Origin of the sequence: Streptomyces sp. NPDC007162, from assembly GCF_040634175.1 — a bacterium.
GTDB lineage: Bacteria > Actinomycetota > Actinomycetes > Streptomycetales > Streptomycetaceae > Streptomyces.
Genome location: NZ_JBEYFC010000050.1, coordinates 13047 through 29996, shown reverse-complemented (window position 1 = coordinate 29996; position 16950 = coordinate 13047). Strand labels below are relative to the sequence as shown.

Here is a 16950-nt window from a genome sequence, read left to right as displayed (position 1 = left end):
GGACGAGATCCTCGAACGCCTCGCCAGTTATCTGAACAGAATTCCTGACTCAGAAGACTAGGGAGTGTTTTAGAAGTTGACGTTTTGATCGGGGGCGAGCTGTCTACCGTAGATGGTCTGCAGAAACGCGCTCCGCATCAGACACTGTCAGTGGGCCCGCATACGGTTCTACAATGATCATCAGCTGTCGCCGCCTCGCCAAGAGGACAACTTCACAGTCCGGGAGACCGGGCAATGCTCCCTGTGAGTCGGCGAGATGGGTGGGCCTGCTCGAGGTATGTGCGCAGTTTGCCGGGGTGGAGACCACACATGAGCGGAGCCTCGATGCACGAGACAGAAGACGTGAGAGAGGCGTGGGGCCGGATAACCGCGTGGCTTGAACGCAACGACCCCGAAACTCTCGCTACGCTCGGCCGCCCGGGGAGCTATGCGGCTATCCAGGAAGCCGAACTGCGCATGGGCCTGGATCTGCCGAGTGAGATGCGGCAGTGGCTGCTGGCGAACGACATCGATGCTGGCAGGCAGCCCGACGGTCAGTCATGCCTCGTGGCGCTGGGTTGCGAGATTGACACCCCCGGCGGCCATCTGCTTCTTGGGCTGACCGATATTCAGCGTGTCTACCTCAGCCGTATGGGCCTGGAGGAGATGGAGCCGTCCGCAGACCCCGAGCACCCGTTCTGGCGTCGTGAGTGGGTGCCCATTGCCGCAGAGCGCGACGGTCTCTACGGGACGTTCTTGGACACGCTCAGCGGAACCATTGGATCCTGGGACGAGGCATACGGTCCCGAGGAGGGCGCATACCCTTCGCTGTTCGCCTTCTTCCAAGAAACAGCGGACCGGCTCGAAGGTGTGTCCACGGGCGACTGGGGAGGCCCTGGCCGGACTGCTAGAGCCCGTAGGCTCGATCCCCGTCCAGAAGACGAGCCGATACGTCTCTGGGCACGCGCCAACGGATACCTAGTAAATGACCGCGGGCGCATCCCTGCGTCCATCCGCGAGGCTTACGAGGTATCTCAGAGGTGAGCACCAGCTCTGGCTGGGCCGGTCAACGTCCATCGGTAGGTCACAGCCATTCGTTGACCGCAGCAATGAGGACGGTGGCCTCGAAGCGGACCGCGAGTTTGTCGAAGCGACAGGCCACCGCCCGGTTGCGCTTGAGCCGGTTGATTCCGCACTCGACTGCGTGCCGGGACTTGTAGTCATCCCGATCGAAAGCCGGCGGCCGACCGCCGGTCTGCCCGCGTCGCTTGCGGTTGGCGGCCTGGTCGGCAGGCTCCGGAATCGTGCACAGGATTCCCCGCTTTCGCAGGTAGGCTCGGTTGGCCCGGGACGAGTACGCCTTATCGCCCCGCACTCGCAGGGGCCGGACACGGGGACGTCCGCGTCCGGTGCGGGGAACCCGGATGCCTTCCAGGACTGCCGCGAACTGGGGACTGTCACCACGCTGACCTGCGGTCACCACCAAAGACAGCGGCCGTTGGCCCTGCTCGCAGGCAAGATGGACCTTGGTGGTGAACCCCGGGACCGTCCCAAGCCGTGATCTCCAGGCTCGGTGCGGGTTCCGCCCGGTGGTTCCTTCTGGGTTTGCCCGTCGCGGCGGGCGCCTGCGGCATGCTGATGGGCCCGGCAGATCGTGGAGTCGACGTTGACCTCCCACGTGATCAGCCCTGCCGCATCCGCCCGGGACTGCAGTCGGGTCAGCAGTTCGGACCAGGTGCCGTCACGTTGCCAGCGGCGGAAGAGCCCATAGACCGTCTGCCACGGACCGTAGTCCGACGGCAGATCCCTCCACGGAGCACCGGTACGAACGCGCCATCGGATTCCATCGATCAACCTCCTCCGCCCCACCGTCGGCCTGCCCCGCAACGAGAGCGGCAGTATCCGCTCCAGCACGGCCCACTGATCGTCAGATAGATCCCCTCGCCCCACACCGCGATCATGACGGCGCAGGACGAACGGTGAAGCCCATTTCCAAAACACGGCCATGAAGCTTCCCCTTGATCGTGGACACCTGGAGACTGGGACCTGAGGTTCCAGAGGAAGTAGCACCAGGTGGGAAGCAAGTACACGAAGCGGTACACCGAGGAGTTCAAGCGGGACGCGATCGCGCTCGTCGACTCCTCGGGCAAGACGGTCACCGCCGTCGCCCGGGAACTCGGCATCAGCTCCGAGTCCCTGCGCGGCTGGTACCGCCGGGCCAAGGCCGACCAGGGCGAGGGCGCCCCGGGCGAGCTGACCAGCGCGGAGCGTGAGGAACTGCGCCGGCTGCGCAGAGAGAACCGCGAACAGCAGCAGACGATCGAGATCCTGAAAAAAGCGACGGCCTTCTTCGTGAAGGAGAGCGACCGGTGACCATGTTGTACCGGTTGATCCATGCGGAGAAGGCGAACTACCCGATCGTGCTGCTGTGCCGGGTGCTGCACGTGGCCCGCTCCTCCTACTACGCCTGGCGCGAGGGCGAGGCCGCCCGCCAGGCCCGCCGGGCGGCCGACGACGCGCTCGCCCACGAGATCACCGTGCTCCACATCGCCTCCCGTCGCACCTACGGCGTCCCGCGCATCCACGCCGAGCTGCGACGTCTGGGGCACCGGGTGAACCGCAAGCGCATCGCCCGCGTCATGCGCGAGGGCGACATCCGCGGCGTCACCCGCCGCAAGCACCGCTCACTGACCCGGCCGGACGTGAAGGCGAAGCCGGCCCCGGACCTGATCGGCCGCGACTTCCACGCCGAGCGTCCCGGGATCAAGCTGGTCGGCGACATCACCTGTCTCCCGACGGCCGAGGGCTGGCTCTACCTCGCCTGCTGGCTGGACCTGGCCACCCGCGAGGCCGTCGGCTATGCCATGGCCGACCACCATCGCGCCGAGCTCGTCGTCGACGCCCTCGACATGGCCTACGGCCGAGGCGGTCTGGAGCCCGGATGCGTGATCCACAGCGATCGCGGCAGCGAGTACACATCGGCGCAATTCAGGGATCGAATACAGGAGTTGGGGCTGCGACAGAGTTGCGGACGCACCGGATCATGTTTCGACAACGCCGCGGCGGAGAGTTTCTGGGCCCTGCTCAAGGAAGAGATCGGAACCCGGACCTGGCCCGACCGGGCCACCGCCCGCGCCGAGGTCTTCACCTTCATCGAGACCTTCTACAACCGCCGCCGCCTACGCAAGCACAAGATCTTCGGCTACCTCACCCCGGCCGAGACCAGGCAGCGGCATCAACACACCCTCGCAGCATAACGAACGAGTGTCCAAGATCACGGGGAAACTTCAGCCATAGCACTGCAACGGTGCTTGCCGTGACTGGTGGCCAGTTGGGTCGTTGGTCTGGTTATGGGTGGGGACCTTGCTGATGCCAGGTTGTGGGCGGGTGAGCTCGAAGCGGTGCATGAGCGGTTCGTGCACCGCTTCAGCCGGGAGGAGCCGCGTCAGTCGGCGCTGGCTTATATGCGCGGGCTGGTCGCGCCACTGGAGCGGAAGAACGGCTGGACGCTGGCGGAGGAGGCCGGTCATAGCGGTCCCGATCGCATCCACCGCCTGCTGAACCGGATCGAGTGGGACGCCGACGAGGTCCTGGACGACGTACGCGACTACGTCGTGGAACACCTCGGTGACCGGGATGCAGTGCTCATCGTCGATGACACCGGCTTCCTGAAGAAGGGAGTCCGTTCGGCCGGGGTCCAGCGGCAGTACTCCGGCACCGCGGGACGCACCGAGAACTCCCAGATCGGGGTCTTCCTCGCCTACGCGACGGGCCGAGGACGCACACTGATCGACCGGCGGTTGTATCTGCCCACGTCGTGGACGGATGACCGTGAGCGATGCCGTCGGGCGGGCATTGACGACAGTGTCGCCTTCGAGACGAAGGTGGCGATGGCCAAGGCGATGGTCCGCAAGGCCCTCGCCGACCGGATCCCGTTCGGCTGGGTGACGGCGGACGCCGCTTACGGCTTCAGCAAAGGCTGGCGGTTCGAGCTGGAGCAGGCCGATGTCTTCCATGTCATGGCCACCACCCGGCACGACACCGTCGTCACCCGCTGGTCCATCGACCACCCAGTCCATGATCTGTTCCCCGCTCTGCCCCGGCAGAAGTGGAAACGCCGTTCCTGTGGTGAGGGAGCCCACGGCCGGCGGATCTATGACTGGGCCCGCGTTGAGGTGAGGCCCTGGCACCGCGAGGACCGCCGGCACTGGGTGATCGCCCGTCGCAGCGTGAGCAGGCCCGAGGAGATCTCCTACTACATCGCCTACTGTCCCGCCGCCACCACGCTGGACGAGTTGATCCGCATCGCGGGCAGCCGATGGGCAGTCGAGGAGTGCTTCCAGACCGCGAAGCAGGAGTGCGGCCTGGACGACTACCAAGTCCGCCGCTATCCCGGCTGGCACCGCCACATGACTCTCGCCATGGCCGCCCATGCCTGCCTGACAGTGCTGCGGGCCCGAGAACTGGACACGGAGAAAGCAGAAACGGATCCTCCCAGCTCATCCGCCTGAGCCTTGCCGAGATCCGACGACTGATCACCCGGCTCACCGACCGCCGTCCCACCCCGGTCGAGCACATCCTGCATTGGTCGACATGGCGCCGCAGGCGCCAACACCAAGCCCGCCTCAGTCACTACAAACGACGGGGCCACAGTCCCTGAAAACTGCCCAGCAATCAGAACAAGCACCGTTGCAGTATTAGTCCTCCAGTACGCAATGATCCCGCAAAGATCATTGACGGCAGGCCGCGGTCACTGTGGCATCGAGGCGATGAGGAGGAGATGTTGAACACCACTATTCGCCACGGCGCCGTTCTCGCCGCCACCGCAGGCGTCCTCAGCGCGCTCGCCGCCCACGGTGCCGCGGCTGCCGCTCAACCCAAGGACGCCGTCACCGGGTACAACTGCCGGTACGGAGCGGTATCGGTTTCGGACGCAGCCGGATCGGTTTCACCCACCGCACACAAGCCCGGCGTTCCGCTCTACGCCACCCTCCGGCTCCACAACACCGAGAACACAGCGCTCGCCAAGGCCTCCTATGTCTTCGCCATCGGCAACCTCATGAAGAACCGGGGCCCCGCGCCCCATATCAAGTGGCGCGTCGGCAAGGGCGCTTGGCACGCGATGGCGCTGCACTGGAACAGCAAGACCAACGGCACGCTGCCCCTGTGGAACTCCCAGGCTCTGGCCGTGGGCACGATCCCCTCGCGCGGCACCGTCACCACGGAGATCTCCGTGACCTTCCCCAAGAAGTCCATCAAGGCTGTCGACTACGACTCCCTCGACGTGCACAGCGGTGCTTGCGGAAACACCCGCCTGGACTGGTACACGGGCAACGGCTTCGAGTACTGGCCGTGGAAGGGGACCCCGGGCAAGCCCGCCTAGGCCTCCGGCGAGGACGGAGCAGGAGCCAGGCGGCGGGTAGTGACGTCCAGCCGAAGCGTGACGTTCACCCGCCGCCACTTCCGCTCGGACCAGCGGGGCGCATTGCGCGTGTGCGCCCGCGCCCATTCTCGTAACTCTTGATTCGGGTCGTTCACCAGGCGGCACCCCCGTCGGCGATACGCACCTCAGTAAGTGCAATCTCCCGGTTGAGGATGATGTCGGAGGCGACGCCAGCAGCTATCAGCGCAGCGCCCGGGGTGTGGCCGGAGCCGACGTAGCTCTACGCCCACAAGGCCCGCGCCGCAGCCCGCATGGGAGACGCGCGCCTGGTCCGCGACTCCCTCGACGCCGGCCGCGCCCGCCTGGACCGACTCCCCAAGCCAGCCCACCCCGAACACCACTTCATCATCGACCCCGACAAGTGGGACTTCTACGAGATGGACGCTTACCGTCTCCTCGGAGACGGCGAGCGCGCCGCCGCCCACGCTCGATCGGTCATCCGCATCAGCACCGGGCCGGACGGCACCGAGATCTCACCGATGCGCGCCGCAGAAGCCCGCCTCACCCTCGGAGTCGCCGCCGCCCGCATGGGCGAGATCGAAGAAGCCATCGGCATGGGCACCACAGCCCTCGAAACCGACCGCAAATCCCTCCCGTCCCTGCTTTTAGTCGCGGACGAACTGGACAAGGAACTCAGGTCCCGGTACCCGCGTGAGACCGCCACACGCGACTTCCACGAGCAGGTTATGACCATCAAGCGAGGCGCCGCCAACCCTGAGCTGTCTTTCTGAGCAAGCTCCCTTTACGCAGCAGAGAAAGGCATCCAGATGCGGGCCTCCCAGGGGAATACTCCGCTCACACAAGAGTGACTTAGAATCTCCCGCACGGAGAAGAAATAAGTGCACACGCAAGATATTCCCTGCCATATGGATACGGCGGCGTGCTCTTCGTCCCGAACGCGAATGCACTCGTCCCAGTCATGATCGGCGCACCCGTCATGACCGCAATCGCCATTTTTTGACCCAACATATTCGTTCCCCCCTCGTGGTCGAATGAAGTTCTGGACTGATCCGAAGATCAACAGGGTGGCTTGATCAACTCGGTTTGAGGTATGCATGGAGCCACTCTGTGCCGGAAATGACGCGAGCCGCCCATAGCCAGCGAAGTTTGCACTGCATTAAGTAGGGTTGACCGGCCGCTGCGAAGGCGACGTTATAGGCGCAAGTGCAGCAAACGTCGAAATTCGACCGTGGTACATCCAGGAGATCGCTGACTCCAGCGGTTCAGGCACCACAGCTCAACTTGAGGGCCGGCACCGGCGGGCATGCCCTCAATACGTGGACCCCGGCCGCAGTCTGCGGCATATCAGGCCCGACCCCGCCTGGGCCCCTTCCCCTTAACGAGGAAGAGGCCCTACTGCTGCATGCGCTCCATCCTCGGCCGAGGACAGCTCATACCCACTCGCACCGCTGAGGCGTCCGTGAGGCGCATCCAGAGCTTGGCATCGGCCGTACGAGGGGGAAGCCGACAGATGCCGCAGTCGGAGGACCCATGGTCTCTGTCAACGTGCACCGGGTCGTTGATGAAGACTAGGTGGCCTCTGATCTAGGCGTTCTTTGGTTCGGCCTGCTGAACCACGTCGAAGGACCACAGAGTCGACCCCGACGCTGCTGGCTTCGGCTTCTCGCCACCTTCCGCACCGCCGCCCTGGTGCGCCGCCTTCATGGGGCCCTCCATCCACGCCTGGAAGGACTCCTCGTCGCGCCACCGCGTGTAGACGAGGTAGTTGTCAGTGCCTTCAACCGGACGGAGAAGCTCGAACCACTCGAACCCGTCCGAGTTCTCCACCGCATGCGCCCGCGAGGCGAACCGCTTCTCCAGCGTCTCCCGCTGCTCGGCCGGCACTTCCAGTACGTTGATCTTGACTACGCTCATGTCCCCATCCTGCCGCAGGGGCGATCAAGAGGGCGTGAACGGCCGGCACCTGTTTGCCGCACCCCGCGGCCGGTGACCTCTAGAACGGGCGCCGGGCCGTGCCCAGGGCGACGAGTTCGGTGCTGTCCAGTACGTCCGACAGCGCCTGCGGCGCGCCGTGCATGTGGAAATAGTCCCACCGCGCCCGGCGGACGGCCTGGTCCGGGTGGCCGAGTGCGCGCAGCACGTCCCGGTGCAGGGCCTGGGCCCAGACGTACCCCGGTTCGCCGTCGACGTCCTTGTCCTCCGCGTCGGTCGGGGTGTCCGCGAGTGCGGAGGCCAGGCGGCGGTCGTCCACGGGCCCGGCGGCGAAGTCCAGGAAGGCGGCAGGATCCGCGCCCACGGGTACGTCGTCGGCGGCCTCGTCGTCCCGGCCCGGCCAGGAGTCGTAGCGGTGGGCACGGACTCCGGCACGCCAGACCTCCAACTCCAGCCGGTCACCGTCGTACTGGAAGGCGGCCAGCACCGGAGCGTCCAACGCGGCGCTGATCGGCCCGGCGAGCGCGAAGACGCCGTTCCGGTCGACGGACCGGTCCGGGTGGACGAGGCAGAATCCTGGCCCGGCGTGGGTCGCATAGCCCGCCGCGCAGACCTCGCGCAGGACGGGAGCCGCCTGTTCGAGCGGCGCGGGAATCAATATCGTGCCGTAAGTGGTCACGGCCTCACCCCCCTCAGGATGCGGTGACCCTACGCGGCTGTGACGCTGCGGAGCCAACGGAATACGCCCACCTCGGTCCGGGCCGTCGCGGGGCGGGTTCGCCGCCACCGGCCTGACCGCGTCCGCCACCAGGACGCGCCCGTCGGCGAACGCGGGCCGCATGCGCAACGGTTGTCTCAGGGCCGTCATCGGGCGCTGAGCTGCGGCGACCCGTGCCGAACGGCTCTGAGGGCTCCCCTTAGGGGATGTCACAGGTCTGCGGCAATGGCGGGCTCGGGCGGCCGAGCCCGCACGCGACTCCTGTGGACCGGGTACGTTCGAGGACGTGGCTGGATTCAGGATCGGACGCGGCGGCCGGGACACCCGTGCCCCGCAAACGCGACCGCAACAACCCGCGTACGGGCAGCAGGCGCCGCCCCAGGGCTACGGGGGGCAGCCGGGGCCGTCGTACGGACACCCGTCGGCCCCGCGGCCCCCGCAGCCGTCGTACCCGCAGCACGGCGGCGGGTCCGGCTGGCCGCAGGCGCGCGGCGGCTACCCGGGGCAGCCCGGTCCCGGGCAGGCCGGCGGCGACGGCCCGGAGTACTTCGGCGACGACAACGGGTACGGCGGACACGGCGGGTACGGCGGTGGTCAGGGCGCCGGTGCCCATGACCCGTACGCGGCGAACCAGCCGGGACACACCCAGGCCTTCTCGGTCGACGAGGCCGAGGGCTACACCCGGGGCGCGACCTACCACGCCGGTTCGGCCTCGCCGGCCGGCCCGATCGGCCCGCGGCTGCACTGGAAGGACCTGCTGAGGGGGATCGTGCTGGCCCCGAACCAGACGTTCCTCCAGATGCGGGACTACGCGATGTGGGCGCCCGCCCTCATCGTGACCTTCCTCTACGGCCTGCTCGCGGTCTTCGGCTTCGACGGCGCCCGATCGGACGCGATCAACGCCACCCTCTCCAACGCGATCCCGATCGTCCTCGTGACGGCGGTGGCGATGGTGCTCTCGTCCTTCGTCCTGGGTGTGGTGACCCACACCCTCGCCCGCCAGCTGGGCGGCGACGGTGCCTGGCAGCCGACGGTGGGCCTGTCCATGCTGATCATGTCGGTCACGGACGCCCCGCGCCTCCTGTTCGCCATGTTCTTCGGCGGTGACGCGGGCTTCGTGCAGATCCTCGGCTGGGCCACCTGGGTCGCCGCGGGCGCCCTGCTCACCCTGATGGTCGGCAAGTCCCACGACCTGCCGTGGCCGAAGGCGCTGGGCGCGTCGGCGATCCAGCTGATCGCACTGCTGTCGATCGTGAAGCTGGGCACGTTCTGAGCAGATCCACCCGCACGGGAAGGGCCTCGGCCCGGCCCCGCCCGACGTACCGGGCGGCCCGGGTCAGAGTGCTTCCTTGTTCTCCTTCGGGGCAGCCCCCGACTTGTGTACCGGCGGCAGAACGGACCACGGGAAGTTGATCCAGTCGTCGGTCCGCTTCCACACGTACTCGCACTTCACGAGGGAGTGGGACTTCTCGTAGATGACGGCGGAGCGGACCTCGGCGACCGTGTCGAGGCAGAAGTCCCGGACGAGTTTGAGCGTCTTGCCGGTGTCGGCGACGTCGTCCGTGACGAGGACCTTCTTGTCGCTGAAGTCGATGAGGTTCGGGACGGGCGCCAGCATGACGGGCATCTCGAGGGTCGTCCCGACGCCCGTGTAGAACTCGACGTTCACCAGGTGCAGGTTCTTGCAGTCCAGGGCGTAGGCGAGGCCGCCGGCGACGAAGACACCGCCGCGGGCGATGCTCAGCACTATGTCGGGCTCGAACCCGTCGTCGGCGATGGTCTGCGCGAGCTCACGCACGGCGACGCCGAACCGCTCGTAGGTGAGGTTCTCCCGTACGGGACCACCACTGCTCATGTCCGGGTCCTCACACCTGCGTCCGATGGAAGCTGAGGTAGGAGCGGGAGGCGGTGGGCCCGCGCTGCCCCTGGTAACGGGAGCCGTAGCGCTCGCTGCCGTAGGAGTGCTCGGCGGGGGAGGAGAGCCGGAACATGCACAGCTGCCCGATCTTCATGCCGGGCCAGAGCTTGATGGGGAGGGTGGCGAGATTGGACAGCTCGAGGGTGACGTGCCCGCTGAACCCCGGGTCGATGAACCCGGCGGTCGAGTGCGTCACGAGCCCGAGCCGCCCGAGCGAGGACTTGCCCTCCAGGCGCGAGGCGAGGTCGTCGGGGAGGGTGATGACCTCGTACGTCGAGGCCAGCACGAACTCACCGGGGTGGAGGATGAAGGGTTCGTCGCCCTCGGGCTCCACGAGCCGGGTGAGGTCCGGCTGCTCGACGGAGGGGTCGATGTGGGGGTACCGGTGGTTCTCGAACACCCGGAAGAAACGGTCGAGCCGGACGTCGATGCTGGACGGCTGCACCATGGTTTCGTCGTAGGGATCGATCCGTACCCGCCCGGCGTCGATCTCGGCCCGGATGTCCTTGTCTGAGAGAAGCACGCCCCGAGGATACGCAAGGCGCGCGGACCCACGACAATCGTGACGGGTCCACGCGCCGGTGTTACTGCGGTTTCCCTCTCCTGCCTACTCGCTACCGCCTCTCGAGAGCGACCGGTACGACGCTGCGCAGCCGGGCGCACTTGGGGCACCGGACGAGCCGACCGGGGCCGAGCCGCTCGGCCTGCTGCATCGGGAACGAAGTGGTGCTGAACACGTGCCCTTCGGCACAGCGGACGACGGTGCGTTCCATCAAGTCCCTTGAGTCCCTTCCCCAGGAGCCGCGTCGGGCCAACTGCCGTGACGACGGAAAGCCACATTACGGGATCAAAGGGACGGCTCTCCAGGCGGCACTCCGACCTCGCCGGGACCCTCTCCCACGCCCCACCGTACTTCCCAACTCCGTTCCCCCGCAGCCGGATCCCATGCCTCCGAACACACACGGACCCCGCGGTCCGAGCACCGGGGGTCCGTCATGAGGTACAGTGAGCGAGCGTTCGGACACCGACTCCGGTCGGGTTCTACGCGGGTGTAGTTTAATGGTAGAACATCAGCTTCCCAAGCTGAGAGCGCGAGTTCGATTCTCGTCACCCGCTCCATGAAAAAGGCCCAGGTCAGCGACCTGGGCCTCGTTTGGGTACGGGTGCGCGGTGTATACCGCTGTTACGCCCACCGTGACGGAGCCCTTCTCGTCTTGGACGGGAGACCTGAGCACGGCCCTCGTCACCCCGGTCGAACCCCGGTACCAGGGTTCGACCGGAGAAGGTCGTGTCGGAGGTCGGCTCTAGGATTGGCCGACCCGTTGTGCTCTGCGATCGGCGCTGAAATGCCGTGGATGGCAAGGGCATTCGCTTTTTTTGGGGGATTCGTCGAGTGAGACTTCGCGCTGTTCTGCCTGCCCTGACAGCCGGTGCACTGCTGACAGCCGTACAGGCCCTTCCGGCAACCGCTGCCGACTCCGCGACATCCGTGCCGCACGAGTCGGTGTCGGGTGCCACCGCGAGCCCGTCCGTCGCTGCGAGCCCGGGACCGACGGACACCCCAACGAGCCCCGCGGCCACCGCACCGGCCGACACCGCCGGCCCGGTCCCGTCCGAGACCGCGACGTCCGCCCCGACCGACAGCAGCCCGGACCCGCACCAGTTCGAGGTGTACGGAGTCGGCAACTCCTGGCCAGACCACTGGAAACTCTCGCTGTCTGTCTACAGCGCCACCGCGACGGTCACGGGTGTCACCGCCCGCTACCGGCCGCACGGGGCGCCCGCGGATGCGCCCGATGCCGCGACGACGTCGGACTTCGTGCCCAATCCCTACTATGGCGGTCAGGTCTCGGCCGACCGGCCCACCCTTCCCGCCATGGGCGTCTACGACGTCTCCGTGGATGTGACCGACAGCTCGGGAAACGTCGAACATTTCCCGGACGCCGGCGAGTTCACCTACGCGGCGCAGGTGTCCGTCGGGAAGCTGGCGTCCGACCGGAGTTCCGTGGACTACGAGCACCGCTCGTACACCGTATCCGCCCCGGTCACCGTCACCGACCCCGGCACCGGCGCGGTACTCGACCCGGCCGGTGTGTCGGTTGCCCTTGCCGACCCGGAGGCCGGGGTGCCGTCGGAAACGGTCGCGGTCGCCACCGCGCGGGCGGACGGGCGGGTGGCCGCACCGGTCACGGCGAAAGATGGCGTCACCTACCGGACGGCTGGCGCCGACGGCACCGCCACCGCGGGATACCCGTATTTCCTGGACACCAGCGACCAGAGCCCGCTCACCGTGCCGGCGACGGCGGAGACCACCCGGATTCGCATCCTGAGCAAGACCGACGTCGACGTTCCCCAAGGCGGCCGCACCACGATCACCGGGGTGCTCGAACGCAAGGTCGGGTCCACGTGGGTGGGCACGCCGGACCAGAAGATCTACACCATGGGGCCGGCCTCTTTCTCCGCCACGGTCAGGACCACCGCCGCCGGCACCTTCGCCGTCAGCACCGGCACCGCCGGTGCGTACTATTTCAACAACTACTGGGACTACGATCCCTTCCTCCTGAGCACCGACAGCGACTCGGCACCGGTGTATGTGCACGTTCCGTCGCCCAGCCGCGTCACCCCGTTCCACGTCAGCGAGGACGAGTACGGCGAGGCGGTGATCGACGGCCATCTGGATCTGCACGGGGCGGAGTTCGCGAGCAGCACGCACTCCATGACGATCCAGTACTCGTCCAACGGCAAGACATGGCACACCGTCGGCAGCACCCGGATCGGCCGATCAGGTCTCGCCGGCGATGAGTTCATGACCTACGCGACCTACGACGGCCAGGCGAACGGCTACTGGCGGGCGTACTTCCCGGGTACCCCGGACTACTCGCCCTCCTACAGCGCAGCGGTCAAGATCTACCGCACCCCGACCCGCGTCACCGGTGGCAAACCCAGCCATACCACGGTGCGCAAGAACACGTACGTGACATTCGGCGGCCACCTGCAACAGCGCAGTTCGTCCGGCGCCTGGTCCGGCATGTCCCATACCTACGCGTACCTGGAGTTCCGGGCCGCGGGAAGCAAGACGTGGCACTACGTCACCCGTGTGAAGACCGACACCAAGGGCACCTACCACCTGAGCGGCAAGGCAACTCACGGTGGCACCTGGACCGTCGTGTGGTTCACCTCCGACAGCCACCACATCGACTCCAACGGCCCGGAGACGTACGTCCACGTGCACTGACTTGTCCCCCCACACATTCCGAGCCGCTCCTCGATGACCCGGAACAAGGGCACCAGCACCGCGAAGCCCTGCTGTTCCCCGGGCAGCGGCGCCGGGGAGTGCTTCCGAAATCAGGTGGTGCCGAGCGAGAGCTTCTCGTCGCGGACCTGGGCCGGGCCAGCACGATGCTGGACTACTCCGGGCGGTCCGTCCCCACGATTACGTGCGGCAGCTGATGACGCGGGCGAAGGACGGCACCATCCCGCAGGGAGAGGTGAAGGAAACCGCCCGAACCGTCTCTGACGGCCGGGCCGGTCGGGACCTCTACCGATTGTTGTACGCGGTGGCCCCGGCTCGCGGGATCGGAGCCGGTCAGCCGGAGTATCCCTCCAGGTCGGCGATGACGTTGATGGCTCCCTGAGCGTTGTTGATGCGGATGCAGCCGTCTGCGCCGACCGGCAGCATAGCCAGGACCGGGCGGGTCTCTCCGGCGGCCAGGTTGTCGTTGTAGACGCTGGGCAGGCTGCCGTCGCCGTAGGCCGTCAGGTGTGTGGCGGTGGTCGGCGCGACACCCGTGAGGTTGACCAGCACAGCGCTGGCGTGGGCCGGGACGCCGTCAACACCGGCGACCTTCACGGTGAGGGTGCCGTCCGGGCCCAGCGGCCCGGCAGGGGCGCCCGTGCCGTTGCGGGTGTCGAGGAAGCGGGTGGGACTGGCCGGTACGAACGGGCCTCCGCCTGTGGTGTAGAGGCCCTGGAGGTCCGCGATCAGGTTGACGTGACCGCCGCTGTTGTAGATCTCGATCTTGCCGCTGCAGACGGGCGTGACCACCAGGTTGGAGACGGTCTGTCCGGCGCGGTAGTTCAGGTTCGATGTGCTGGGGCGGCTCCCGCAGTAGACGGTGACCACACCGCCGGTGGTGCCTCCCGTCGCGGTGATGTCGAGGACGGCGGCCACCGCGGAGGAAACCCCGGGCCGCAGGGTGACGGTCGTGGTGCTGCCCGGCGCGACCTTGCCCTTGGGGACTCCGGTGCCGTTGCGGGTGTCCAGGTCCCGCACGGGTGCGGTGAGGGGGTACAGGCCGGTCAGGTGCACGCCGGTCCTGGGCACGTTGGTGAAGTAGCCCGCCACGTCGGCGATGAGGTCGACGTCGCCGTGGGCGTTGTAGAGGTCGACGTAGCCGTCGCTGCCGACCCGGACCGTGACCAGGTTCGGGTTGACCCGCCCGGCGGTGAAGTTCAGGTTGGAGGCGGTCGGGCGACCGGTGCCGTCCGGGTACACCGTGACGTAGCTGCTCGCGGTGGCGTCGGCGTCGGTGACGTTCAGGGTCACCGCGGTCACCCCGGAGGTCGGAACGCCGCCCGCACCGAGGATCTTCAGGCGCACCACACTGCCGGGACCGACCGGTCGCTGGGGTGCGCCCGTGCCGTGGCGGGTGTCCAGGATGCGCCTCGGGCTCGTGACCACGTAGGAGGGGCCGACCGTCGCCTGGGTGGTCGACGTGGCGGTGCGCCCGTCGGAGTCGGTGATGTGCTGGGTGACGGTGTACGTGCCCGCGGTGGCGTAGGTGTGAGTGGTGTAGCCGCTGGAGCCGGGGACTGTGACAGCCGCCGAGCCGTCGCCGAAAGTGATCCGGTCGCTGGTCATCCGGTAGTAGCCGGTGGCTGTGAACGTGCAGGTCGCGGTGCGGGGTCCGGACGGGTCCTGAGCGCAGGCGAGGCCCGCGTCGGGCCCGGGGGGCTGGGTGACTGTGAACGAGACGAACCCGCCGGTGCCCATCCGGGTGCCGTCGGCTCTGTCCACCGTCACCGAGGTCTGGAGGGAGCCGTTCCCGGAGTCCTGCGTGTAGGTGTGTGTCGCGGAGCCGGTGGTCGACGTGGCGGTGGTGCCGTCGCCGAAGTCGAACGCGTAACTCGCGCCGTCCAACGAGTCCGACCACGGGTTGCTCACCTTGGTGGTGAAGGTGGTCGGCACCCCGACGTAGGCGGTATAGCCCGGTGACATAGCCACCCAGCTCACCGTGAACGGGTCCTGGAACTCCAGGGCACCCCGGTCGTACGAGCTGTCCCCCGTGCCGGTGTCCGCGACCAGAGGGTCGTCGACCCTGGGTGTGCCGTCGTAGTCCGTGGCCAGTTCTCCGGGGGCGTTGGCGTCGCCCGAGTCGATGAGCGGGGAGTGCTCCGTCAGCCACCCGTTCACGGGGATGGTCAGATCCGTCTGGTCGAGGTCGTGGACGCCCTGCCCGGTGCCGGTCCGGAGGGCCTGGCTGGTCGCGTACGCGGTGCCGGCCCAGTCGTAGTCGGTGCCGGTCGACAGCGGGTTGACCGCGTTGTAGTCCTCGGTGATCTGCGCGGCGGAGGCGGCGTCCACCGTGATCTCGACCGGTGTGCCGGTGTCGGAGCAGGTGGCGATCGGGTCGGGCATCACGACGGTGTTCTCGACCGACCCGGAGCTGCCGCCGGTCAGGCTGATCGCGTTCCCGCACACCGTCGAGATGGTGTCGCCGGCGAGGTGGATACCCGTGGTGCCAACGGCTGTGACGCCGCCATGCACGTCTCCGACGAAGCGGTCGTCGGAGAGCGTGACGTCCTGTGCTCCGGCCGCGCCGGCGAAGACCGGCCCACCCGACTGGAAGACCAGGTCCCGGGTGAGCGCGATACCGGAGGAGGAACCGTCGACCGTGATCGCCGGGATGGTCGCCGCCGTGTGGAGGCCGGTTCCGACGGTGGCGACGCGGTAGGTGATGTGCTGTGAGTCCGCGAAGGCCAGGGCAGTGGTTGCGCTGGCCGAGGCGAAGACACCGGCCATGTCGACGTACTGGGCGCCCGAGAAGGTGATCCCCGTCGTCTGCCCGCCCGCCACCTTGACCTCTGTTCCGGTGCCGGCTGCGGCGAAGAAACTGACGGGCGCGTCTGCCGTGCCCTTGCTCGATATGGTCACCGGGGCGTAGACGGTGTTGTTGCCGGCGATGTGAACGATGTCGCCCGCAGTCGCGGCCTGCGCGGCCGGCTGGATCTGGCAGAAGGGCTCCGCCTGCGAGCCGGGGCCGGTGTCGCTGCAGTCGGCGGCGAGGTTGTCGACGTACAGCGCGGTTCCGGTATCCGCGTCAGCAATGCCGGCGCCGAGGCCGCTGAGCAGGACCCCCAGAACGGCGGATGTCACGAGTGGTCGTCCGCGGCGCATCGGGTGCGCTCCTCCCCCTGGCCGGTGAGGGCGCGTGATCGCCGTCGCGCACGGCCTGTCACATCCAGTCAGTTGTCCGCTGGAGCTGAACTGAGGCTAGATCAGCTTCGGGCAGGCGAACAGTTGAACGAGCGTCCTTTACTCGATCTTGGCCGCTCCGAGGCTGAAAGACCGCAGCTTCCCCTCCTCACCTTCTTGCCCGGCAACGGCCTGGCCGCTGAAGTCCTTCGACGCCGTCACCACCGAGGCGAGGTCCGGGTGGATGGTGTCGACACCGGTGTCCAGGAGGGCGACCTTGACGCCCTTGCCGTCGTATCCGGCGGCCCAGGCGGCCGGGCGCCGATCTGCGCGACGCCGCCGCCCACCTTCCAGGCCGTCCCGCCGGCTTCGTCCGCCGACGCCTTGAACCGGCCGTCCAGCCAGAACCGGGCGACCCCCTGCTCCTTCGGGAGGGTTCGCCAGGCGTCGTCGGCACCGGCCTTGGGCACGGTGAGCGCGGCGCCGGCCACACTGGGCAGCTCCCGGCGCACGGTGGCGTCCGCGTCCGTGACCAGCGACTGCTGTGTGCTGCTGCGCTGGGTGGGTTTGCCCTCGTACGACAC

General features: G+C 67.7%; 14 protein-coding genes, 1 tRNA gene and 1 pseudogene. 9 read left to right on the top strand and 7 right to left on the bottom strand.

Annotated features, from left to right (window positions below; all coding sequences use genetic code 11):
• Positions 1-309: 309 nt before the first annotated feature.
• Positions 310-1023 (top strand): histone-like nucleoid-structuring protein Lsr2, encoded by a 714-nt coding sequence (locus ABZ646_RS08945; protein ID WP_360514775.1) that lies wholly within the window; start codon positions 310-312, stop codon positions 1021-1023.
• Between the two features lie 40 nt (positions 1024-1063).
• Here the strand turns inward: ABZ646_RS08945 and ABZ646_RS08940 are convergent.
• Positions 1064-1929 (bottom strand): annotated as a pseudogene (locus tag ABZ646_RS08940) (IS5 family transposase).
• Between the two features lie 123 nt (positions 1930-2052).
• Between ABZ646_RS08940 and ABZ646_RS08935 the strand changes: the two are divergent.
• The 5 genes from ABZ646_RS08935 to ABZ646_RS08915 all read left to right on the top strand — a co-directional run bounded on the left by ABZ646_RS08935 (position 2053) and on the right by ABZ646_RS08915 (position 6153).
• A complete protein-coding gene (locus ABZ646_RS08935; RefSeq protein WP_247473998.1) occupies positions 2053-2352 on the top strand; it encodes a transposase in 300 nt (99 codons plus the stop codon).
• Between the two features lie 2 nt (positions 2353-2354).
• Positions 2355-3236, top strand: coding sequence for an IS3 family transposase (locus ABZ646_RS08930; protein ID WP_360514778.1), 882 nt, complete (start codon positions 2355-2357; stop codon positions 3234-3236).
• A gap of 93 nt (positions 3237-3329) precedes the next feature.
• The gene (locus ABZ646_RS08925) at positions 3330-4490 is read left to right on the top strand and encodes an IS701 family transposase (RefSeq protein WP_360514772.1); all 1161 of its coding nucleotides are present in this window, start codon (positions 3330-3332) and stop codon (positions 4488-4490) included.
• A 269-nt stretch (positions 4491-4759) separates the two neighbouring features.
• The gene (locus tag ABZ646_RS08920; protein WP_360514769.1) at positions 4760-5362 is read left to right on the top strand and encodes a hypothetical protein; all 603 of its coding nucleotides are present in this window, start codon (positions 4760-4762) and stop codon (positions 5360-5362) included.
• Positions 5363-5673: 311 nt separating this feature from the next.
• The gene (locus tag ABZ646_RS08915) at positions 5674-6153 is read left to right on the top strand and encodes a hypothetical protein (protein ID WP_360514766.1); all 480 of its coding nucleotides are present in this window, start codon (positions 5674-5676) and stop codon (positions 6151-6153) included.
• 814 nt (positions 6154-6967) lie between these two features.
• Here the strand turns inward: ABZ646_RS08915 and ABZ646_RS08910 are convergent.
• Entirely contained in the window at positions 6968-7297 is a 330-nt protein-coding gene (locus ABZ646_RS08910; protein ID WP_360514763.1) for an antibiotic biosynthesis monooxygenase, read from the bottom strand.
• 79 nt (positions 7298-7376) lie between these two features.
• Complete coding sequence (locus ABZ646_RS08905) at positions 7377-7994, bottom strand: hypothetical protein (protein WP_360514760.1); 618 nt, start codon at positions 7992-7994, stop codon at positions 7377-7379.
• Between the two features lie 325 nt (positions 7995-8319).
• On the opposite strand from ABZ646_RS08905, the gene ABZ646_RS08900 reads away from it, so the two are divergent.
• Positions 8320-9306 carry a Yip1 family protein gene (locus tag ABZ646_RS08900; RefSeq protein ID WP_360514757.1) on the top strand — a complete coding sequence of 329 codons (987 nt, stop codon included), beginning with the start codon at positions 8320-8322 and terminating at the stop codon, positions 9304-9306.
• Between the two features lie 63 nt (positions 9307-9369).
• On the opposite strand, the gene ABZ646_RS08895 is transcribed toward ABZ646_RS08900, so the two are convergent.
• A complete protein-coding gene (locus ABZ646_RS08895; protein WP_360514754.1) occupies positions 9370-9888 on the bottom strand; it encodes a phosphoribosyltransferase in 519 nt (172 codons plus the stop codon).
• 10 nt (positions 9889-9898) lie between these two features.
• Complete coding sequence (gene dcd / locus ABZ646_RS08890; protein WP_360514751.1) at positions 9899-10474, bottom strand: dCTP deaminase; 576 nt, start codon at positions 10472-10474, stop codon at positions 9899-9901.
• 522 nt (positions 10475-10996) lie between these two features.
• Here dcd and ABZ646_RS08885 point away from each other — a divergent pair.
• Together ABZ646_RS08885 and ABZ646_RS08880 are read left to right on the top strand one after the other, a co-directional pair.
• Positions 10997-11070: transfer RNA gene (locus ABZ646_RS08885), tRNA-Gly, on the top strand.
• Between the two features lie 370 nt (positions 11071-11440).
• A complete protein-coding gene (locus tag ABZ646_RS08880) occupies positions 11441-13186 on the top strand; it encodes a hypothetical protein (protein WP_360514748.1) in 1746 nt (581 codons plus the stop codon).
• 351 nt (positions 13187-13537) lie between these two features.
• On the opposite strand, the gene ABZ646_RS08875 is transcribed toward ABZ646_RS08880, so the two are convergent.
• On the bottom strand, positions 13538-16327 hold the full coding sequence (locus ABZ646_RS08875) for a PKD domain-containing protein (RefSeq protein WP_360514745.1): 2790 nt from the start codon (positions 16325-16327) through the stop codon (positions 13538-13540).
• A gap of 257 nt (positions 16328-16584) precedes the next feature.
• Positions 16585-16950 (bottom strand): hypothetical protein, encoded by a 366-nt coding sequence (locus tag ABZ646_RS08870; protein ID WP_360514742.1) that lies wholly within the window; start codon positions 16948-16950, stop codon positions 16585-16587.

What these genes read in the sequence shown, in the direction of transcription:
- ABZ646_RS08945 (WP_360514775.1), top strand. Translation starts at nt 310, where the DNA reads ATGAGCGGAGCCTCGATGCACGAGACAGAAGACGTGAGAGAGGCGTGG.
- ABZ646_RS08930 (WP_360514778.1), top strand. Translation starts at nt 2,355, where the DNA reads ATGTTGTACCGGTTGATCCATGCGGAGAAGGCGAACTACCCGATCGTG.
- ABZ646_RS08925 (WP_360514772.1), top strand. Translation starts at nt 3,330, where the DNA reads ATGGGTGGGGACCTTGCTGATGCCAGGTTGTGGGCGGGTGAGCTCGAA.
- ABZ646_RS08920 (WP_360514769.1), top strand. Translation starts at nt 4,760, where the DNA reads ATGTTGAACACCACTATTCGCCACGGCGCCGTTCTCGCCGCCACCGCA.
- ABZ646_RS08915 (WP_360514766.1), top strand. Translation starts at nt 5,674, where the DNA reads ATGGGAGACGCGCGCCTGGTCCGCGACTCCCTCGACGCCGGCCGCGCC.
- ABZ646_RS08910 (WP_360514763.1), bottom strand. Translation starts at nt 7,297, where the DNA reads ATGAGCGTAGTCAAGATCAACGTACTGGAAGTGCCGGCCGAGCAGCGG.
- ABZ646_RS08895 (WP_360514754.1), bottom strand. Translation starts at nt 9,888, where the DNA reads ATGAGCAGTGGTGGTCCCGTACGGGAGAACCTCACCTACGAGCGGTTC.